Source organism: Actinoplanes sp. TFC3 (assembly GCF_001553785.1).
Taxonomy (GTDB): Bacteria; Actinomycetota; Actinomycetes; order Mycobacteriales; family Micromonosporaceae; genus Actinoplanes.
The window spans coordinates 2,706,971-2,723,390 of the sequence record NZ_LOJP01000001.1 but is presented as its reverse complement, the minus strand read 5'-3'; the positions used below and the strand labels follow the sequence as shown (position 1 = coordinate 2,723,390).

Sequence of the window (16,420 nt, the reverse complement as noted above, 5' to 3'; positions counted from 1 at the left end):
TCAGAACCTTCCTGAGGGTGCCAACCGGAGGGAGATGCGATCCCGCCACACGGCGAACGCCGGTCGGCTCCCGTCGCCCGGCAGGTCGAGCAGGGCCTGATCGGTGACGTCGGCGGCTTCGGCCGGGGTCAGGCCGCAGAGCACCTCGGTGGCCTGCGCTGTGGCTTCGGTCTGGGTGCCGGCCAGCAGGCGCGCCTTCGCGGCAAAGGCCGAGCCCTGGGCGACGGCCGGGTGATGGTGCCCGGCGCGATCGCGGAACGCGGTGAGCTCTGCGCGGCTGGCCCCGGTGGCGTACGTCGCCGCGAGTCCCGCACCGCTGTACAAGTCGGACCGGCGTCCGGCGGGGAACCGTTCGATCACATCGGCAACGGCGGCGGGGTCGGCGCCTTCGACGAACCACAGGGCGCGGCCGATCCCTTGGTCGACGACCTGGGCGCAGTAGGTGCCGCGCCACGGCGAGGGCCAAAACCCTGGCGCATGCTGATATTGCCGCCGCACATACCGCTCGGTGTGGAAGTACGCCTGATGGAAACCGAATCCGTCGAGGGCCAGCCAGCGCAGCAGCGGGTCAGGTGGGGTGATGCGGGGCCAGCGGAACCGGGGCAGCCGTGCCATCGCCCAGCCGGCGCCGACGTGCACCATGTAGGTGTGCCGCTCGGCCGGGCCGGTCAGAAAGGCGGGCAGGCCCGGCCCGGAGCCCAACCCGGCTAACAGCGCGTACGCCATTGCCGCACCTTCATAGGCGAACCCCCGGACCGGCCTTTCCACCTGCTCCAACCCGGAGTGCGCCGCGGCCGGTGAGACGGTTCCGGCCGCTTTCGCAAATCCCTGCAGAAATGTCCGGCCGGCCGTCTCGAGTACGGTGCGAGCCGCGGCATCCTTGATCCGGAAACCGCGATGCATCAGGTCCGCTTCGCGGGCGGCCGGGGTGAGCAGCCGACGTCTCAGTGACAACCAGGCAGCAGACATGATTCTCCAAAAAAACTGTCAATGAATGGCTCGCAGCAGCCGGATGAATGGGCTGGATGTCAAGGGCGCCCCGCTCAGCGCCCCACCCATAATCGCCGAGTTCCCCGGCGCGGCATTCTCTGAGATTGCTCTGTCGGATGCCCGTCACAGCGAACAGAACCGTCCACTGTGACTCGACATCCAAACATCATTCGCTATATGAAAATCAAGAGTAATTCAAGACTGTAAACGCACACTCGGCGAAGATGTCCGTGGATCTCCCGACAGCGAGGACTACTTATGTCTGTTTCGATTAAAGTGCCGGGCTCGCGCCACAATGTCGATGCCGTCGAACGGGCGATCGCGCAGATGCGAGCGGATCTCTGTGCGCCGCTGCGACTGGTTGACCTCGCGCGTACCGCATCGTTCAGCCCCCACCATTTCCACCGGGTCTTCCGGGCCATCACCGGTGAGACCCCAGCGCGATTCCTTGCCGCGCTCCGCATGGCCCGGGCCCGGCAGTTGCTCACCCGGAGCCGGTCAAGTGTCGCAATCATCAGTGCCAGCGTCGGCTACACCAGCGTGGGCACCTTCACCACGCAGTTCCGCCGGCTCGTCGGTTTGCCGCCCGAGCGCTTCCGGCACCTGGCGCACCGGCTGGACGGCCTGCTCATCGGGGGCCAGCAAACGGATGTCGCCGACCGCCCGAGCTGGGGCGCGACCTGGCGCCCGGCCGAGACCGGCATGATGCTCAGCGAGTTCCGGCCGTTGGAACCCGATGGGCGTCCGGTTCGCTGGGGAACGGCCGACGCCCGGTGCTCGGTGTGGCAGGTGTCGTCGCCCCTCGCCCCCGGCACGTACCAGGTGCGGATGCTGCAGCTAGCCGGGCGGTGGCCGGCGACGTCGGCCCTGATCGATGACGAGCCGGGCAGCTACCGGGTCGGCATGGCGCGGCTGTCGGTCGCCGCGCCGGTATGGCTCCCAGCGGTGGTACGTCCGCTGATGCGCGTCCCCGCCGCAACCGATCGGCCGATCCTGGCGGCCGAGCCGGTGCGGCTGCTCGCCGATACCCTGCAGAACAAGGTGCCCGGGCAGCGCCTGCTGCGGCTGGTCTGACCGGTCCCGGCGGAGTGGCGTGGCCCGGACGACCACAGCCACTCCGGAGCGGGTCAGTCCTGGCTCGCCGGCACGGCGTCGGGGAAGGTTGCTCCCCGGTCGGCGCCCGTGAAGACCAGCTTGGACTTGTCGGTGTTCTCCGGGTCGCCTTCACAGTCCACGACCACGATCTGGCCGGGACGCAGCTCGTTGAACAGGATCTGCTCGGACAAGGTGTCTTCCAGGTCACGCTGGATCGTGCGGCGCAGCGGGCGGGCACCCAGGACCGGGTCGAAGCCCTTCTTCGCCAAATACTTCTTCGCGTTGTCGGTCAGCTCAAGACCCATGTCCTTGTTACGCAGCTGGGACTCGATACGCGAGGTGAAGATGTCCACGATCTCGAGGATCTCGTTCTGGCGCAGCTGGTGGAACACGATCGTGTCATCGATGCGGTTGAGGAACTCCGGGCGGAAATGCTGCTTCAACTCGTCGTTGACCTTGACCTTCATCCGCTCGTAGTTGGACTCCTCGGCCTCGGAGGCCTGGAAGCCCAGCGACACCGCCTTGGCCACATCCCGCGTGCCCAGGTTGGTGGTCAAGATGATCACCGTGTTCTTGAAGTCCACGATGCGGCCCTGACCATCGGTCAGCCGGCCGTCCTCAAGGATCTGTAGGAGCGTGTTGAACACGTCCGGGTGGGCCTTTTCGATCTCGTCGAACAACACCACCGAGAACGGCTTGCGGCGCACCTTCTCGGTCAGCTGGCCACCCTCGTCATAACCGACGTATCCGGGAGGCGCACCGACGAGGCGCGACACCGTGTAACGGTCGTGGAACTCCGACATGTCCAACTGGATCAACGCGTCCTCGGAGCCGAACAGGAACTCCGCCAGCGCCTTGGACAACTCGGTCTTACCCACACCCGACGGGCCGGCGAAGATGAACGAGCCGGACGGGCGCTTCGGGTCCTTCAACCCGGCCCGGGTGCGGCGAATCGCCTTGGACACGGCCTTGACCGCGTCTTCCTGGCCGATGACGCGCTTGTGCAGCTCGTCTTCCATGCGCAGCAGCCGGGAGGTCTCCTCCTCGGTGAGCTTGTAAACCGGGATACCGGTCCAGTTGCCCAGCACCTCAGCGATCTGCTCATCATCGACCTCCGACACCACGTCGAGGTCGCCGGCCTTCCACTCCTTCTCCCGCTGCGCCTTCTGACCCAGCAGCTGCTTCTCCTTGTCGCGCAGCTGCGCGGCCCGCTCGAAGTCCTGCGCGTCGATCGCGGACTCCTTGTCCCGGCGGACCTGGGCGATGCGCTCATCGAAGTCGCGCAGGTCTGGCGGCGCGGTCATCCGGCGGATCCGCATCCGCGCGCCCGCCTCGTCGATCAGGTCGATCGCCTTGTCCGGCAGGAAGCGGTCCGAGATGTAACGGTCAGCCAGCGTGGCCGCCGCGACCAGAGCCGCGTCGGTGATGCTGATCCGGTGGTGCGCCTCGTACCGGTCGCGCAGGCCCTTCAAAATCTCGATGGTGTGCGCCAGCGACGGCTCACCCACCTGGATCGGCTGGAAACGGCGCTCCAACGCCGCGTCCTTCTCCAGGTGCTTGCGGTATTCATCAAGGGTGGTCGCCCCGATGGTCTGCAACTCACCACGAGCCAGCATCGGCTTCAAAATCGACGCCGCGTCGATAGCACCCTCGGCGGCACCCGCACCCACCAAAGTGTGGATCTCATCAATGAACAAGATGATGTCGCCGCGGGTGCGGATCTCCTTGAGCACCTTCTTGAGGCGCTCCTCGAAATCACCGCGGTAACGCGAGCCAGCGACCAGCGCACCCAAATCAAGGGTGTAAAGCTGCTTGTCCTTGAGCGTCTCGGGCACCTCGCCCTTGACGATCGACTGCGACAGGCCCTCCACCACCGCGGTCTTACCGACGCCCGGCTCGCCGATCAGGACCGGATTGTTCTTCGTCCGGCGTGAGAGCACCTGCATGACCCGCTCGATTTCCTTCTCCCGGCCGATGACCGGGTCGAGCTTGCCCTCGCGGGCGGCCTGCGTGAGGTTGCGTCCGAACTGATCCAACACCAGCGACGTCGACGGGGCAGCCTCGCCCGCGGCGGCACCAGCAGCGGCCGGCTCCTTACCCTGATACCCCGAGAGCAACTGGATGACCTGCTGGCGGACCCGGTTCAAATCAGCGCCGAGCTTGACCAGCACCTGAGCGGCAACACCCTCACCCTCGCGGATCAGACCCAGCAGGATGTGCTCGGTACCGATGTAGTTGTGACCCAGCTGCAGCGCCTCACGCAGCGACAGCTCCAAAACCTTCTTGGCTCGCGGCGTGAACGGGATATGCCCGCTGGGCGCCTGCTGACCCTGGCCGATGATCTCCTCAACCTGCTGCCGGACCCCCTCAAGGGAGATGCCGAGGCTCTCCAAAGCCTTCGCGGCAACGCCTTCGCCCTCGTGGATCAGGCCGAGCAGGATGTGCTCAGTCCCGATGTAGTTGTGGTTGAGCATCCGGGCCTCTTCTTGGGCCAGGACGACAACCCGTCGCGCTCGGTCGGTGAACCGCTCGAACATGACACCACCACCATCATTCGTCGTCACCCGATAAGACGCCCCGTAATAAGCTTCATATTAATATAGTTACCGGCCGCCTCGGAGCGATGCGGCGATATGTCGCTGCTTGCTGGATGCCCCGTCGGCGCTCCTCGATGCATCGACGAACATTCTGTACTGTCACCCTCACCCAATGTATTTGACAGCAGTCAAGGGGAGCGGGTGTGAATCGGTGTGGCCGGGGCGGGGTTACGGTTCCAGGTGCTCGGCCCGGTCCGGGTGTGGCGTGGCAGCGACGAGGTGCCGCTCGGCCCGGCCAAGCAACGCGCGGTCCTTGCCCTTCTCGCCCTGCACGCCGGCGTTGGCGTACCCATGGCGGACCTGCAGGACGGCGTCTGGGGGGCGGCGGCGCCGGGGCGGGCGAACCAGCTGATCCACACCTACATCGCCCGGCTACGCCAGATTCTTGAGCCGGACGCGCCCCGGCGCCGCCGGACCGGGGTCATCGCGTCGACCGAATCCGGTTACATGCTGTGCGTCGAACCGCATGAAAGCGACGTGGCGGTCTTCCGGTCCCTGGTCCGCCAGGCCGGGCAGTATCACGCCGCACACCACAACATCTCCGCCTTCCTCCTGCTCAAGGAGGCGCTCAAGCTGTGGGAAGACCCCTCGCTGAGCGAGATGGACACGCTGTTGCACCGCCCCTCGGACCTCGTGGATCTGCAGTCGAGCTGGACCGAGGCCGCCCGGCGCTATGTCGCGCTGGGCCTGGGCATGCAGCGCGCCGAAGAAGTGCTGTCGACCGCCCAGCAGTTGATTTTGATCGATCCGCTTGATGAGAGAGGCCAAGCCCACTTCCTCACCGCGCTGCAGCGCGCCGGACGCCGGACAGCCGCTTTGCGGCATTACAGCGAGGTCCGTGAGCTTCTGCGTCACGAACTCGGCGTCGAGCCGGGCACGGCTCTACGGTCGGCCTACCGGCGGCTGCTGGCATCCCCGGCCGGGTATTCCGCCGCTCCGGCCGCCCCCGACGACCATGCCGATGGCTCCGGGCCACCGGTCGCCCTGCTGCACCGCGACAACGAGTTGCACGCCCTGCTGGCCATGCTGGACACCCAGCGGCTGATCACGGTGACCGGACCCCCGGGCGCCGGCAAATCGCTGCTGATCCGCCATGCGCTCGCCCGGATCACCGAGTCCGGCGCCCGCGTCATCGCCGCAGACGTCGCAGATCTGCTCGACCGCGCCGAGTTGATGACCTGGCTGGCGCGCGAAGGCCTCTCCCCCGGCGAGCGAATCTGGCTGGTGCTCGACAACGCCGAGCATCTCACCGACGCATGCGCGCTGCTGGCAGTTCAACAGTTCCCCCAGTGGCCGGGGGTATCGCTGCTCATCGGCTCGCGGGAACCGGTCGGACTTCCCGGCGAGGCGGTGCTGCGGCTGACCCCGCTGGGCATCCCCACCATGGCGGCTCGCTCGACGGTCGCCTCGGCACCGGCCGCCGAGCTGTTTCTGCGCCGCGCGGCCGAGGCGCAGCCAGGTTTCCGGCTGAGCAAAGTCAATGCGCTGCACGTGCGCGAGGTGTGTCACCGGCTCGACGGCCTGCCCCTGGCCCTCGAACTGGCGGCTGCCTGCCTGGCCGACGAGCCGTTGCCCGCCCTGGTCCGGCGGCTCGACCGGCCACTGGCCGACCTGGCCCCGGCGCGGCTGTTGTACCCGGGGCGGCACTGGTCCGTACGCGGCATGCTCAATCGCAGCCTGGCCACGTTGAACGGGGCCGAGCGGTGGCTCATCTCGAGGCTGGCGTGCCTGCCACCGGACTTCGGGCTCGAGGCGCTCGCCCGGATCGGCGCCCCTCCGCTGCGGCGTCCGGTCGACGTTGCGGACCTGCTGACCCGGCTGGTGCGCAAGTCACTGCTGCTGGCCGAACCAGCCGGCGCCACACCTCGGTTCCGGCAACTGACGGTGGTCCGCAAACTCGCTGCCGAGCTGTGTGCGTCCGAGGACGGCGTCATCGACGGACGTGATCAATACTTTAGCATCATGTAGTTAATCTGCTGGCTCGCCTTGACAGCCCGGTCCGGTACTCGCGAAAACTGTTAGACGCGACGGCCGCGTACGAGGGGATCCTTATGGACCAGCGATTGCTGCTGATGCACCAGACGATGCTGGCGGACACACCACGGATGCGCGCCTACGACCAGGCCCTGCAGCAGAGCTTGCGCCCCGGTGACATCGTCGTCGACGTCGGAGCGGGCACGCTCGCGCTGTCCCTGCTCGCCCTGCACCACGGCGCCGGGCACGTGTACGCGATCGAGGCGGACCCGCAGATGCTCGACGTTGCCGCCCACCTCATCGAGGTGAACGAGCTGAAAGAGAAGCTCACGCTGGTCGCCGGCGATGCCCGAGCCGTACGCCTGCCCGAGCGAGCCGACGTGATCGTCACCGAGATGATGGGCAACCTCGGGCCGGAGGAGGAGATGGCCGAAGTCGTTCGCGCCGTGGCCCGCCGGGTGCTCAAACCGGGCGGCCGGGTGGTGCCCCGCCGGCTCATCACCCGGCTGGCCGCCATCGAGTTCGACCACGAGGGCTGGGGACTGTGGAGCGATGACTTCCACGGATACCGGCTGGACCCGGTCTGCGACCACGTCGAGGCCGCGGCGCACCTGCACTTCTTCCAGCGTGAACCGAGGGTGCTCAGCGATGTCGTCGCAGCCGCCGATTCCGCCCTGGGCACCGGGAACACCCAGCTCAGACCGAGCCTGCGGCTGCACCTGGCGCAGGCCGGCACCCTGCACGCGATCGTCGGGTATTTCGCCGCCGAGCTGACCGGCTCGGTGTCGCTGGCGAACTTTCCCTCGTACCCGGGTTGCAATTGGGCGGTGTGGATCTGGCCCCTACGCCATCGGGCCGTGACAGCCGGCGAGCAGATCCGGATCGAGGTCCACCGGCCCAAGGCGCGGGCGGGGATCCGGCTGGCCGGGGACTGGCGTCTTGAATGCGGCTTCGTCCGGCGAGGTGAGGCATGATGCCGTTCGCGGTGGGTACGGTGCGCGACATCCCGGTGCGGGCCCTGAAGCTGTGCGGGATGACGTGGTTCGGCGAGTGCCTCTGCTTCTCCGAGGCCGTCTCCGAGCAGATCATCATGGTCGATCCCGTTACCGGCGAGGTACAGCACCGCATCCCCTGCGCCGGGGTGCTGACCGACCTCACCACCGCCAACGGCCTGCTCCTGCAAGTGGCCGGCGATCAACGGTGCATCCGGGTGGTCAACCCGGGCAACGGGGGCGAGATCGGTGAGATCGCGAACCCCCGGCCGGGACACAAACTGCGGGGGCTGGAGGCCAACCGGCACGGACTCTGGCTCGGCTACGACGATCTGCACCTGGTGGAGCTGCGCGACCCCCGCGAGCTGACCCTGATCGACGTCTTCCAGGTCCGTCGCGGGATCGCGGGACTGACCGCCTCGGACAGCTACCTGATCTACGCCGACCAGGCCGGTGGCACCATCAACGTCTACGACCTCGAGGCCCGCCGCGAGATCGCGGGCTACTCGGTGGCCGGCAACCCCACCGGCCTGGCCTGGGACGGCCAGCTCATCTGGTACTGCGACTTCACGACCCTGCAGCTGCGGGCCGTGGAACTGCCCGGACTCGTGCGGGGCTGAGGTGCGCACCCGTTGGGCGCTGACGCGCCGGGGCGTACGGGTGCTGGCAAGCGTGGCCTGGCACCTGGCCCCTGTGCTGGTGACCGGTCCGGTGATTGCGGTGACCCACGGCCGGCAGCGGGCCCACCGGCACGCCGCCGGCCGGCTGACCACGCTGCTGACCCGCCTCGGTTCCACGTACGTCAAGGCCGGTCAGGTTCTGGGCACCCGCCGGGATCTGCTGCCGGCCGCACTGTGCGAGTCCCTCGCCACGCTGCACGACGCCGTGGCGCCACTGGACCGCGCAGGCACCCGCAGGGCGCTGATCGAGGCGTACGGCACAGCGCAGCCCGACACCTTCCGGACCCTGGACGAGGAGCCGGTGGCCAGCGGCAGCGTGGCCTGTGTCTACCGCGCCACGCTGAGCACGGGTGAGACGGTTGCCCTCAAGCTGCGCCGGCCCGGGGTTGAGCCGATCATGCGGCTCGACCTGGATCTCATGCGGGTGGTGGCGACGGTGCTGGCCCGGCTGCCCATGTTCCGCAACGTACCCGTGGTGCAGGTCGTCGACAGCATGTGCGCCGCGGTGCTCGGCCAGCTCGACTTCGAGCGGGAGGCGGACAACCTGCGACGGCTGCGCCGCAATCTGTCCCACGTACCGCGCGTGTGGGTCCCCCGGGTGCACGACGAGGCCACCCGGGCGCGCTGCATCGTCATGGAGTTCATCCCTGGCCTGGACACCCGCACCGCCGACGGGCTGTCGCGGGCGGTGCGCCGTCGCTTCGCGTCCTCGGGCATGACGGCGATCTACCACATGCTGTTCGTGGACGGCTTTGTGCACTGCGACCTGCATCCCGGCAACCTCTACTTCACCGCGGGCTCGCAGGTGGTGGTGCTCGACGCCGGCTTCAGCGTGCAGCTCAGCGAGGAGCTACGGAGGCTGTTCGCGGAGTTCTTCATGAACATGTCGATCGGGCGCGGGCGCTACTGCGCGGAGATCGTGGTGCGCAGCGGCACGGGGCTGCGTCCCGACGCCGACGTGCCGGTCTTCCTGGAACGGATGGCCGAGCTGGTGGAACGCAGCCACGGGCTGCCCGCGCGGGAGTTCAGCCTGATCTCGTTCGCCGCCGAGATGTTCGACCTGCAGCGTCGCTACGGCGTGCACGCGGCTCCAGAGCTCATCTTCCCGCTGTTGTCGCTGCTGGTCATCGAGGGCACCGTGCGGGACCTGGACCCCGGGATGGATTTCCAGGAGCTCGCGAAGCCGGTGCTCATGGAGGGTCTCTTCGGCCGTCGTCAACCGCTGTGATCGTGGTCGCTCGGCCGGGCATCGACACCGAGACTATCCGTTATGATAGTGGAATGCAGAAAGTGGCCGGCGGCAAACGGGGCTATCACCAATATTGCGGGCTGGCGTCCGCGCTCGACATCCTGGGCGAACGCTGGACCCTGCTGGTCGTCCGTGAGCTGCTCATGGGTCCACGCCGATACAGCGAGCTACTCGCCGATCTGCCCGGCATCGGCACCAACCTGCTGGCCGAGCGGCTCAAATTCCTCGTCGAGCACGGGGTCGTCCGCCAGATCGATGTGCGCGGCACCGGCTCCCGGCTGTCCTACGAGCTGACCGGCACCGGCCAGCGGCTGCGCCCGGCGGTGCTGGGCCTGGCCCAGTGGGGGATGGACTTCGTGGGTGAGCTGGCCGCCGAGGACACGGTCCGGCCGCACTGGGGGTTCCTCGCGGTGGAAGCCATGATCGACCCGGCCCGGGTCCCGCCCTTCGACGAGAGCTACGAGTTCCACGTCGACAGCGAGGTGTTCCACATCGCCGTCACCGGCGACACCGCGCGGGCCATCCGGGGTCCGGCGGCATCGCCGACCATGATCGCGACGACCGACGCGGCAACTTTTGTGCAGATCGGGTCGGGCCGGGTGACGCCGTTCATCGCCGTGATCCAGGGCAAGCTCAAGCTCGAGGGCGACGCCGAAGCGGTCGTGCGGTGCTGCGATCTGCTCGGGCTGGAGACCACCGCGACCGCCCCCGTCCCGCCACGCTGACCCGGCGGGCCACCCGGTCCACACCCCTCGCCAATCGCTTTACAAAGCGATAGCATTTTCCCCGTGGCTGTTCGACGTCGCGGGGGAGGCCCGATGCCGGAGAACGACTCACCCGACGTGGGTCTGGTACGCATCGCGCAGAGCTACCTCCGGTCTCGTCCATGGTTGCCGGGACACCGGTCCTTTCCCACCGATTCGCAACCGCCGCGCCCCCGCAGCGACGAGGGGCTCGGCCGGGAGATCGCCGCGGCCTACGAGGCCGCCCCACGAGACGGCGACCGGCGCACCGCCGAGCTTTACGAACGGCTGACCGAGGAGAACCTGGCCCAGTTCGAGGCCGTCACCGCTGCGGGCGTGCGGGTGTTGCCCTGGCAAGGGCCGCATCAGCCGTACTCCAGTTCCGCCGACCTGCGCCGCAGCTTTCACGCCACCGGGTCGCTGCGGGTCTTTCTCACCCGGCACGGATACGGCAGCGACGGCGGCACCAGCGCGCACCCGTTGCAGCGTCCCAGTCCCGTGGTGACAGACGGCATCCGGTTCGCCCACAACGACGTCTTCCGCGCGGTGCACGACCTGTTCGGCCATTGCATGTTCGCCAACTCCTTCGGGGTCGGCGGCGAGTTCACCGCCTCCTACTGCCATCTGCTGATGTATCCGCGGCCCTTGCATCTGTTGCTGTTCACCGAGCAGGTCGCCCAGATCTGCTGGTTCTTCTACGGCCCGCACGTGCTCGACGAGCACGGCTCACCCCGGCGACCGGGTGATCCCCGCTACGTCGCGCCGCGCGACCGGCCCTATCCCCCGCAGAAATGGTTCCTGCTCGACCCCGGCCTGCTGGAGCGGTATCTGTCGCTCTTCGACCCCCTGGAGGACTCATGAGCAGCACGATCCAGCAAGAACGCCGTGGTGGCCCGCCGCTGAGCGCCACGGTGCGCGACGACTTCCCGTTCTTTGCCGCTGACGCACCGGGCGCCGGTCTGGCCTACCTGGACAACGCGGCGACAACGCAGAAGCCGGCCGCCGTGCTCAATGCGCTGACCGATTACTACACCCATGCGAACAGCAACGTGGGCCGCGGCTACTACCAGCTCAGCATGACCTCGACCGAGCGCTTCGAAGCGGCGCGCGAAACCGTGCGCACCGCCATCCAGGCCGGCCCGCAGGACGACATCATCTTCACCGCCGGCACCACGCATGCGGTGAACCTGCTGGCCGCCACGATCGGCCGCAAGCTCGTCGGCAAGGGCGACCGCCTGGTGGTCACCGGGATGGAGCACAACTCCAACCTGCTGCCCTGGCGGCGGCTGTGCGAGGAGAGCGGCGCGCGGCTGGTGGTCGTCCCGGTGCAGAACGACGGCACGGTCGCCGCGGCCGACTTCGCCGCGGCGCTGGGACCCGACGTTCCGCTGGTGGCCATCGCGCACGTCTCCAACGTGCTCGGGACCGTGAACCCGGTGCGAGCGATGGTCGCGGCCGCCCACAGCCACGGCGCGTATGCCGTTGTGGACGGCGCGCAGGCGGTCCCGCACGGACGTACGGACGTTTCCTACCTCGGCTCTGATTTCTACTGCTTCTCGGCTCACAAGATGTACGGGCCGATGGGCACTGGCGTGCTGCACGCGCGATCGGGATTGCTGACCAGCGAGCCGCCCTACCAAGTGGGTGGCGGCACGGTGAAGGCCGTGTCCAGCCGTAAGCCGGTGCACTACGTCGGCGGCCCGGCGCGCTGGGAGGCGGGCACCCCCAACGTCGCAGGCGCGGTGGGCCTGGCCGCGGCGTTCGACTACCTGGGCGCGCTGGGCTGGGACGCCGTCCGGGCTCACGACGAGGCGCTGGTGCGCGCGGCGACCGAGGCGCTCGCGGACATCCCGGCAGCCCGCATCATCGGTGATCCCGCGGCGCAGCCGAGCGGCCTGGTGTCCTTCGTGATGACCGGCATCCACCCGTACGACGTGGGCGGTCACCTCGACAAGCAGGGCATCGCCGTGAGGTGCGGGGTGCACTGTGCCAGCACGTTCCTGGACGATCTCGGCTTGCTGGGTACGGTCCGGCTGTCCTTCGGCGTCTACAACACCGTCGAGGAGATCACCCGGGTGCACGACGCCTTGCGCACCGTCCGACCCGGCTACTGGACGTCCGAGCAGCCGACGACCCGGTTTGTGTGACGCCGTGCGCTTCGACACCCGGCTCGTGCACGAGGGCCAGACGCCTGCCCCGGGAACGGGCGACATCGTGCCGCCGCTGCATCTGGCGGTGACGTACTCGCGTTCCGCGCAGGATCCGCCGCGCTACTTCTACGCGCGGGGGGAGAATCCAACCCGCGAGGACCTGGAGCGGTGCCTGGCCGCTCTGGAAGATGTCCGCTTCGCCACCGCGTACGCCTCCGGGCAGGCCGCCGCGGTAACGGTGTTGTCGTTGCTGCGCCCTGGTGACCGGCTGGTGGCCTCGGATGATGTCTACGGCGGCACGCATCAGCTGCTCGAACAGGCCCGTTCCCAGGGCATCACGGTCGAGCAAGCCGACCTCAGCGACGCGCGCCGGCGCGACCGTGTCCTGTCGCCGCAGGCCGGGCGACTCGACTTGGTCTGGCTCGAGTCACCCACCAACCCCTTGCTCAAAATCACCGACATCGCCGCGGTCAGCGCCGCCGCGCATTCCCGCGGCGCGCTCGTTCTCGTGGACAACACGCTGGCGAGCCCGGCCCTGCAGCAGCCCCTCGCGCTGGGCGCGGACATCACGCTGTACAGCGCCACCAAGTTTCTCGGCGGCCACCTCGACGTGCTCGGCGGTGCGCTGGTCTGCGCCGACGAGACGCTGCACGAGCGGTTCGCCAACTATCGCACCATGGCGGGCAATGCGGCAGCGGCCATGGACTGTTTCCTCATTCACCGGGGCGTCAAGACGCTCTCACTGCGGGTCGCCCGGCAGGTGGGCAATGCCCGTGCGGTGGTGGCCGCCCTGGCCGCCGAGCCCGCGGTCGGTGCGGTGTACTTCCCGGGGCTCGCAACGCACCCGGGACACGAGCTCGCCACCCGTCAGATGCGAGAACCGGGTGCGCTGGCGAGCTTCGAGTTCCACGGCGATCCGGTCAAACTGCTGGACCGCTGCGAGTTGTTCGCGCCGGCGGTCAGCCTGGGCGGGGTGCGATCGCTGATCGAATGCCCAGCGTTCATGACCCACCGCCCAGTGCCCCGGCAGACCCGGCTCCGGCTGGGGGTGAGCGACAACCTCATCCGGTTGTCGATGGGCATCGAGGACCCGGCGGACCTCGTCGAGGATCTGACCGGCGCGATCCGGGACGTAGCAGCGACTCACTGACGGAGGACGGCGTGGACCAGACAACGACAACGCGCACGACCCGGCTCGACGGCGGAACGGCATCCGGGCTGGAGGCCGCGGGGATCACGATGACACCGCCCTGGTGGACAACGCGAGCGCTGCTCAGCGATGAGAAGCGCCGGGTTCTGCGGTCGCTGCACGAGCAGTTCCTTGCCGCCGGGGCTCAGGTGATCACCGCCGGCACGTTCCGCACGAACTTGCGCACCCTGCAGGCGGCCGGGCTGCAGGACGCCGGGCTGGCCTGGATGGTGCATGCCGCCGTCGGAGTGGCCCAGGCCGCGCAGAAGGCCGCGAACCGCAACGCCCGGGTGGTTGCCTCGATGGCGCCGGTGGCCGACTGCTACCGGCCCGATCTGGTTCCCGACGACGACTCCTTGCGAGCCGAACATCATTGGCTGGCCGTGGAACTGTCGCGCGCCGGCGTGGACACGGTGCTCATCGAGACGATGAACACCACCCGCGAGGCCCGTGCCGCACTCGAGCAGGTGCAGGCCGCCGGGATGACGGGCTGGGTCAGCTTCGTGTGCGGCGATGACGCCCGCTTGCTGTCCGGGGAGTCACTGGCCGATGCGGCGCGCGCGGTGGTTGCCGACGGTGCGGCCGCCGTGATGGTCAACTGCGCTGATCCGGTACGTACTCAGCTCTGCTTGCCGGTTCTGGCCGACGTCAGCGTGGCGCCCATCGGGGCCTACCCGAACCTGGAGGACCGCGACGGCATCACCGGTGGCTGGGAGCCCAAGGCGTTCGCGGCACTGATGACCGGCTGGTGTGAGGACTACGGCCTGACCTTCGCCGGTGGGTGCTGCGGCACCACCCCGGAGCACGTGGCGGCCATGACCGCGGCGCTGGGCGGCTGAGCCGGTGACCACGACCAGCACCGGTATCGAGTCATCCTTTTTGGACCTGCCGCTGCGCGGACTCGCCGATGCGGCGCTGCACAGGGCTCAGGGCCTGGGTGCCGAGGAGGCGGCGGTGCGCATCGAGCGGGTCCGTACCGCGCACACGGTGCTGCACAATGCCCGCCCCCGCGGCAGCGACGACCTCACGGACACCGCGCTGGGGGTACAGGTCAGCTATCGAGGAGCCCGGGGCTTCGGATCCGTCGCCGAGCTGACACCGGCCGGCGCCGCCCGCGCCGCCGAGTACGCCGTCGCGGTGGCGGACGCGTGCCGTACCGCCGGTCACCCACCGGCGCCGACCGGCGAGGGGCAACCCGTGATCGCCCAATGGTCCTCGCCTTGCGAGCTGGATCCGTTTGCCGTGCCGGCCACCGAGGTGCGTGGGCTGCTCGCCGGTTGGAGCAGCACGCTGCTCGCCCATCCTCAGGTGGCGCAGGTGATGGCCAAGGTGACGGTGGCCCGGGAGAACAAGTTCTATGCCGATGCTGAGGGCAGCAGCATCCACCAGCAGCGCACCCGGGTTCACCCGCAGGTCCTGGCGATCGGCGAGCGGCCCACGGGTGGCGCGGTATCGGTACGAACGGCCGGCCCGCCCACCGCACGCGGCTGGGAATACCTGCTCGGCCGGGGCTGGGATTGGGATGGCGAGCTGGCCGGGTTACCCGCGCTGCTGGCCGGCAAGCTCACCGCGCCGCCGGTCCGGCCGGGCACCTACGATCTCGTGCTGGCCCCTTCGCATCTCTGGCTGACCATTCACGAGTCCGTCGGCCATGCCACCGAGATGGACCGGGTTCTGGGCGGCGAGACCTCCTACGCGGGCGGCTCCTTCGTACGGCCCGGCGATGTCGGGACGCTGCAGTACGGCTCGCCGCTGATGAGTGTGACCGCCGACCGGACGAGCGAGCACGGCCTCGCCACGACGGCCTACGACGACGAGGGGGTCGCTGCCCAGCGCTGGACGCTGGTCGACGGTGGGGTGCTGACCGGCGGGCAGACCGACCGGCGCACCGCAGCCCGGCTCGGTGCGGCCCGCTCGAACGGGTGCGCGTACGCCGAGTCGGCCCGGTACGCGGCGATGGCCCGGATGCCCAACGTTTCCTTGCGACCGGACCCGTCGGGCCCCGACGAGGCGGCGCTGATTGCCGGGGTCACCGACGGGCTCTACCTGAGCGGCTCGGACAGCTGGTCCATCGATTCGCAGCGGCGCAGCTTCCAGTTCACCGCGCAGACGTGCCACCGCATCCGCAACGGGCGCCTGGCGGGTCAAGTGACCGGCGCCGCCTACCAGTCGGACACGCTGACGTTCTGGCGCTCGCTGGCCGCCGTGGGCAGTCCCGGCACGTACGCCACGTTCGGCGCCGACCTGTGCGGCAAGGGCCAGCCGGTGCAGGCCGCCGCGGTGAGCCACGGCGCCCCGGTGGCGGTGTTCAGCGGCATCCGGGTGATCGACGCCGACCGGGACGGGCTGCGATGAGGCCGGGCGAGCTGGCCGAGCGTGCGCTGTCCTACGGTACGGACAGCACCGGCCTGGTCGTGGTGGTGGACAGGACGGCCGCGGCGCAGTTGCGCTGGGCCTCCGGAGCCGTGACCGGGGCCGGGGCGGTCGACGACACCCGGGTCAGCGTGGTGGCCCTGCACGGCCCCTCGGTGGGTGCCTTGTCACACGCCGGGGCGCTGGACGACGACGAGCTACGCGACCTGGTGGCCGGGGCCGAGCGCATCGCCCGCGACGCGCCCGCCGACCCCGGCGCGGAACCGTTGCTCACCGGTGCCGGCGGGCCCGCCGGCGACCTTGCGGCGGTGGCGATGGAGCCGGCGGTGGCGGCGCTCCGCTCGGGGGCCGGCGAGCGGGCGGCCCCGCGCCAGCAACTGCCCGGCCC

Annotated in this window: 14 protein-coding genes; 12 read left to right on the top strand and 2 right to left on the bottom strand. The window is 69.1% G+C overall.

Annotated elements, in window-relative coordinates:
- Positions 1-969 carry a DUF1702 family protein gene (locus TFC3_RS12070; RefSeq protein ID WP_067499222.1) on the bottom strand — a complete coding sequence of 323 codons (969 nt, stop codon included), beginning with the start codon at positions 967-969 and terminating at the stop codon, positions 1-3.
- Between the two features lie 279 nt (positions 970-1,248).
- Here TFC3_RS12070 and TFC3_RS12065 point away from each other — a divergent pair, with 279 nt between their 5' ends.
- Entirely contained in the window at positions 1,249-2,064 is an 816-nt protein-coding gene (locus tag TFC3_RS12065) for a helix-turn-helix domain-containing protein (protein WP_082771997.1), read from the top strand.
- Between the two features lie 53 nt (positions 2,065-2,117).
- Here TFC3_RS12065 and TFC3_RS12060 read toward each other — a convergent pair whose 3' ends face one another.
- Positions 2,118-4,622: an ATP-dependent Clp protease ATP-binding subunit gene (locus TFC3_RS12060; protein WP_067499218.1), complete on the bottom strand. Its 2,505-nt coding sequence runs from the start codon at positions 4,620-4,622 to the stop codon at positions 2,118-2,120.
- Between the two features lie 240 nt (positions 4,623-4,862).
- Between TFC3_RS12060 and TFC3_RS12055 the strand changes: the two genes are divergently transcribed.
- The 11 genes from TFC3_RS12055 to TFC3_RS37945 form a co-directional block, all read left to right on the top strand.
- Positions 4,863-6,650, top strand: coding sequence for a BTAD domain-containing putative transcriptional regulator (locus tag TFC3_RS12055; RefSeq protein WP_153040203.1), 1,788 nt, complete (start codon positions 4,863-4,865; stop codon positions 6,648-6,650).
- An 83-nt stretch (positions 6,651-6,733) separates the two neighbouring features.
- Complete coding sequence (locus TFC3_RS12050; RefSeq protein ID WP_067499214.1) at positions 6,734-7,630, top strand: methyltransferase domain-containing protein; 897 nt, start codon at positions 6,734-6,736, stop codon at positions 7,628-7,630.
- A complete protein-coding gene (locus TFC3_RS12045) occupies positions 7,627-8,268 on the top strand; it encodes a hypothetical protein (protein ID WP_236718085.1) in 642 nt (213 codons plus the stop codon). Before TFC3_RS12050 ends, TFC3_RS12045 begins: the two co-directional genes overlap by 4 nt.
- A 1-nt stretch (position 8,269) precedes the next feature.
- Positions 8,270-9,556: an AarF/ABC1/UbiB kinase family protein gene (locus TFC3_RS12040; RefSeq protein ID WP_067499211.1), complete on the top strand. Its 1,287-nt coding sequence runs from the start codon at positions 8,270-8,272 to the stop codon at positions 9,554-9,556.
- Between the two features lie 53 nt (positions 9,557-9,609).
- Complete coding sequence (locus TFC3_RS12035; protein WP_067499209.1) at positions 9,610-10,302, top strand: winged helix-turn-helix transcriptional regulator; 693 nt, start codon at positions 9,610-9,612, stop codon at positions 10,300-10,302.
- A 63-nt stretch (positions 10,303-10,365) separates the two neighbouring features.
- Positions 10,366-11,181, top strand: a complete 816-nt coding sequence (locus TFC3_RS12030) for a hypothetical protein (protein WP_153040202.1) — start codon at positions 10,366-10,368, stop codon at positions 11,179-11,181.
- A complete protein-coding gene (locus tag TFC3_RS12025; protein ID WP_067499206.1) occupies positions 11,178-12,467 on the top strand; it encodes an aminotransferase class V-fold PLP-dependent enzyme in 1,290 nt (429 codons plus the stop codon). Before TFC3_RS12030 ends, TFC3_RS12025 begins: the two co-directional genes overlap by 4 nt.
- A 4-nt stretch (positions 12,468-12,471) precedes the next feature.
- Positions 12,472-13,620 (top strand): PLP-dependent aspartate aminotransferase family protein, encoded by a 1,149-nt coding sequence (locus TFC3_RS12020; protein ID WP_067499204.1) that lies wholly within the window; start codon positions 12,472-12,474, stop codon positions 13,618-13,620.
- A gap of 11 nt (positions 13,621-13,631) precedes the next feature.
- Positions 13,632-14,498 (top strand): homocysteine S-methyltransferase family protein, encoded by an 867-nt coding sequence (locus TFC3_RS12015; RefSeq protein WP_067499202.1) that lies wholly within the window; start codon positions 13,632-13,634, stop codon positions 14,496-14,498.
- Between the two features lie 4 nt (positions 14,499-14,502).
- A complete protein-coding gene (locus TFC3_RS12010) occupies positions 14,503-16,014 on the top strand; it encodes a TldD/PmbA family protein (protein WP_067499200.1) in 1,512 nt (503 codons plus the stop codon).
- Positions 16,011-16,420: hypothetical protein (locus tag TFC3_RS37945; RefSeq protein WP_369819613.1), on the top strand; the 410-nt coding region annotated here is incomplete at its 3' end. The genes TFC3_RS12010 and TFC3_RS37945, both read left to right, overlap by 4 nt.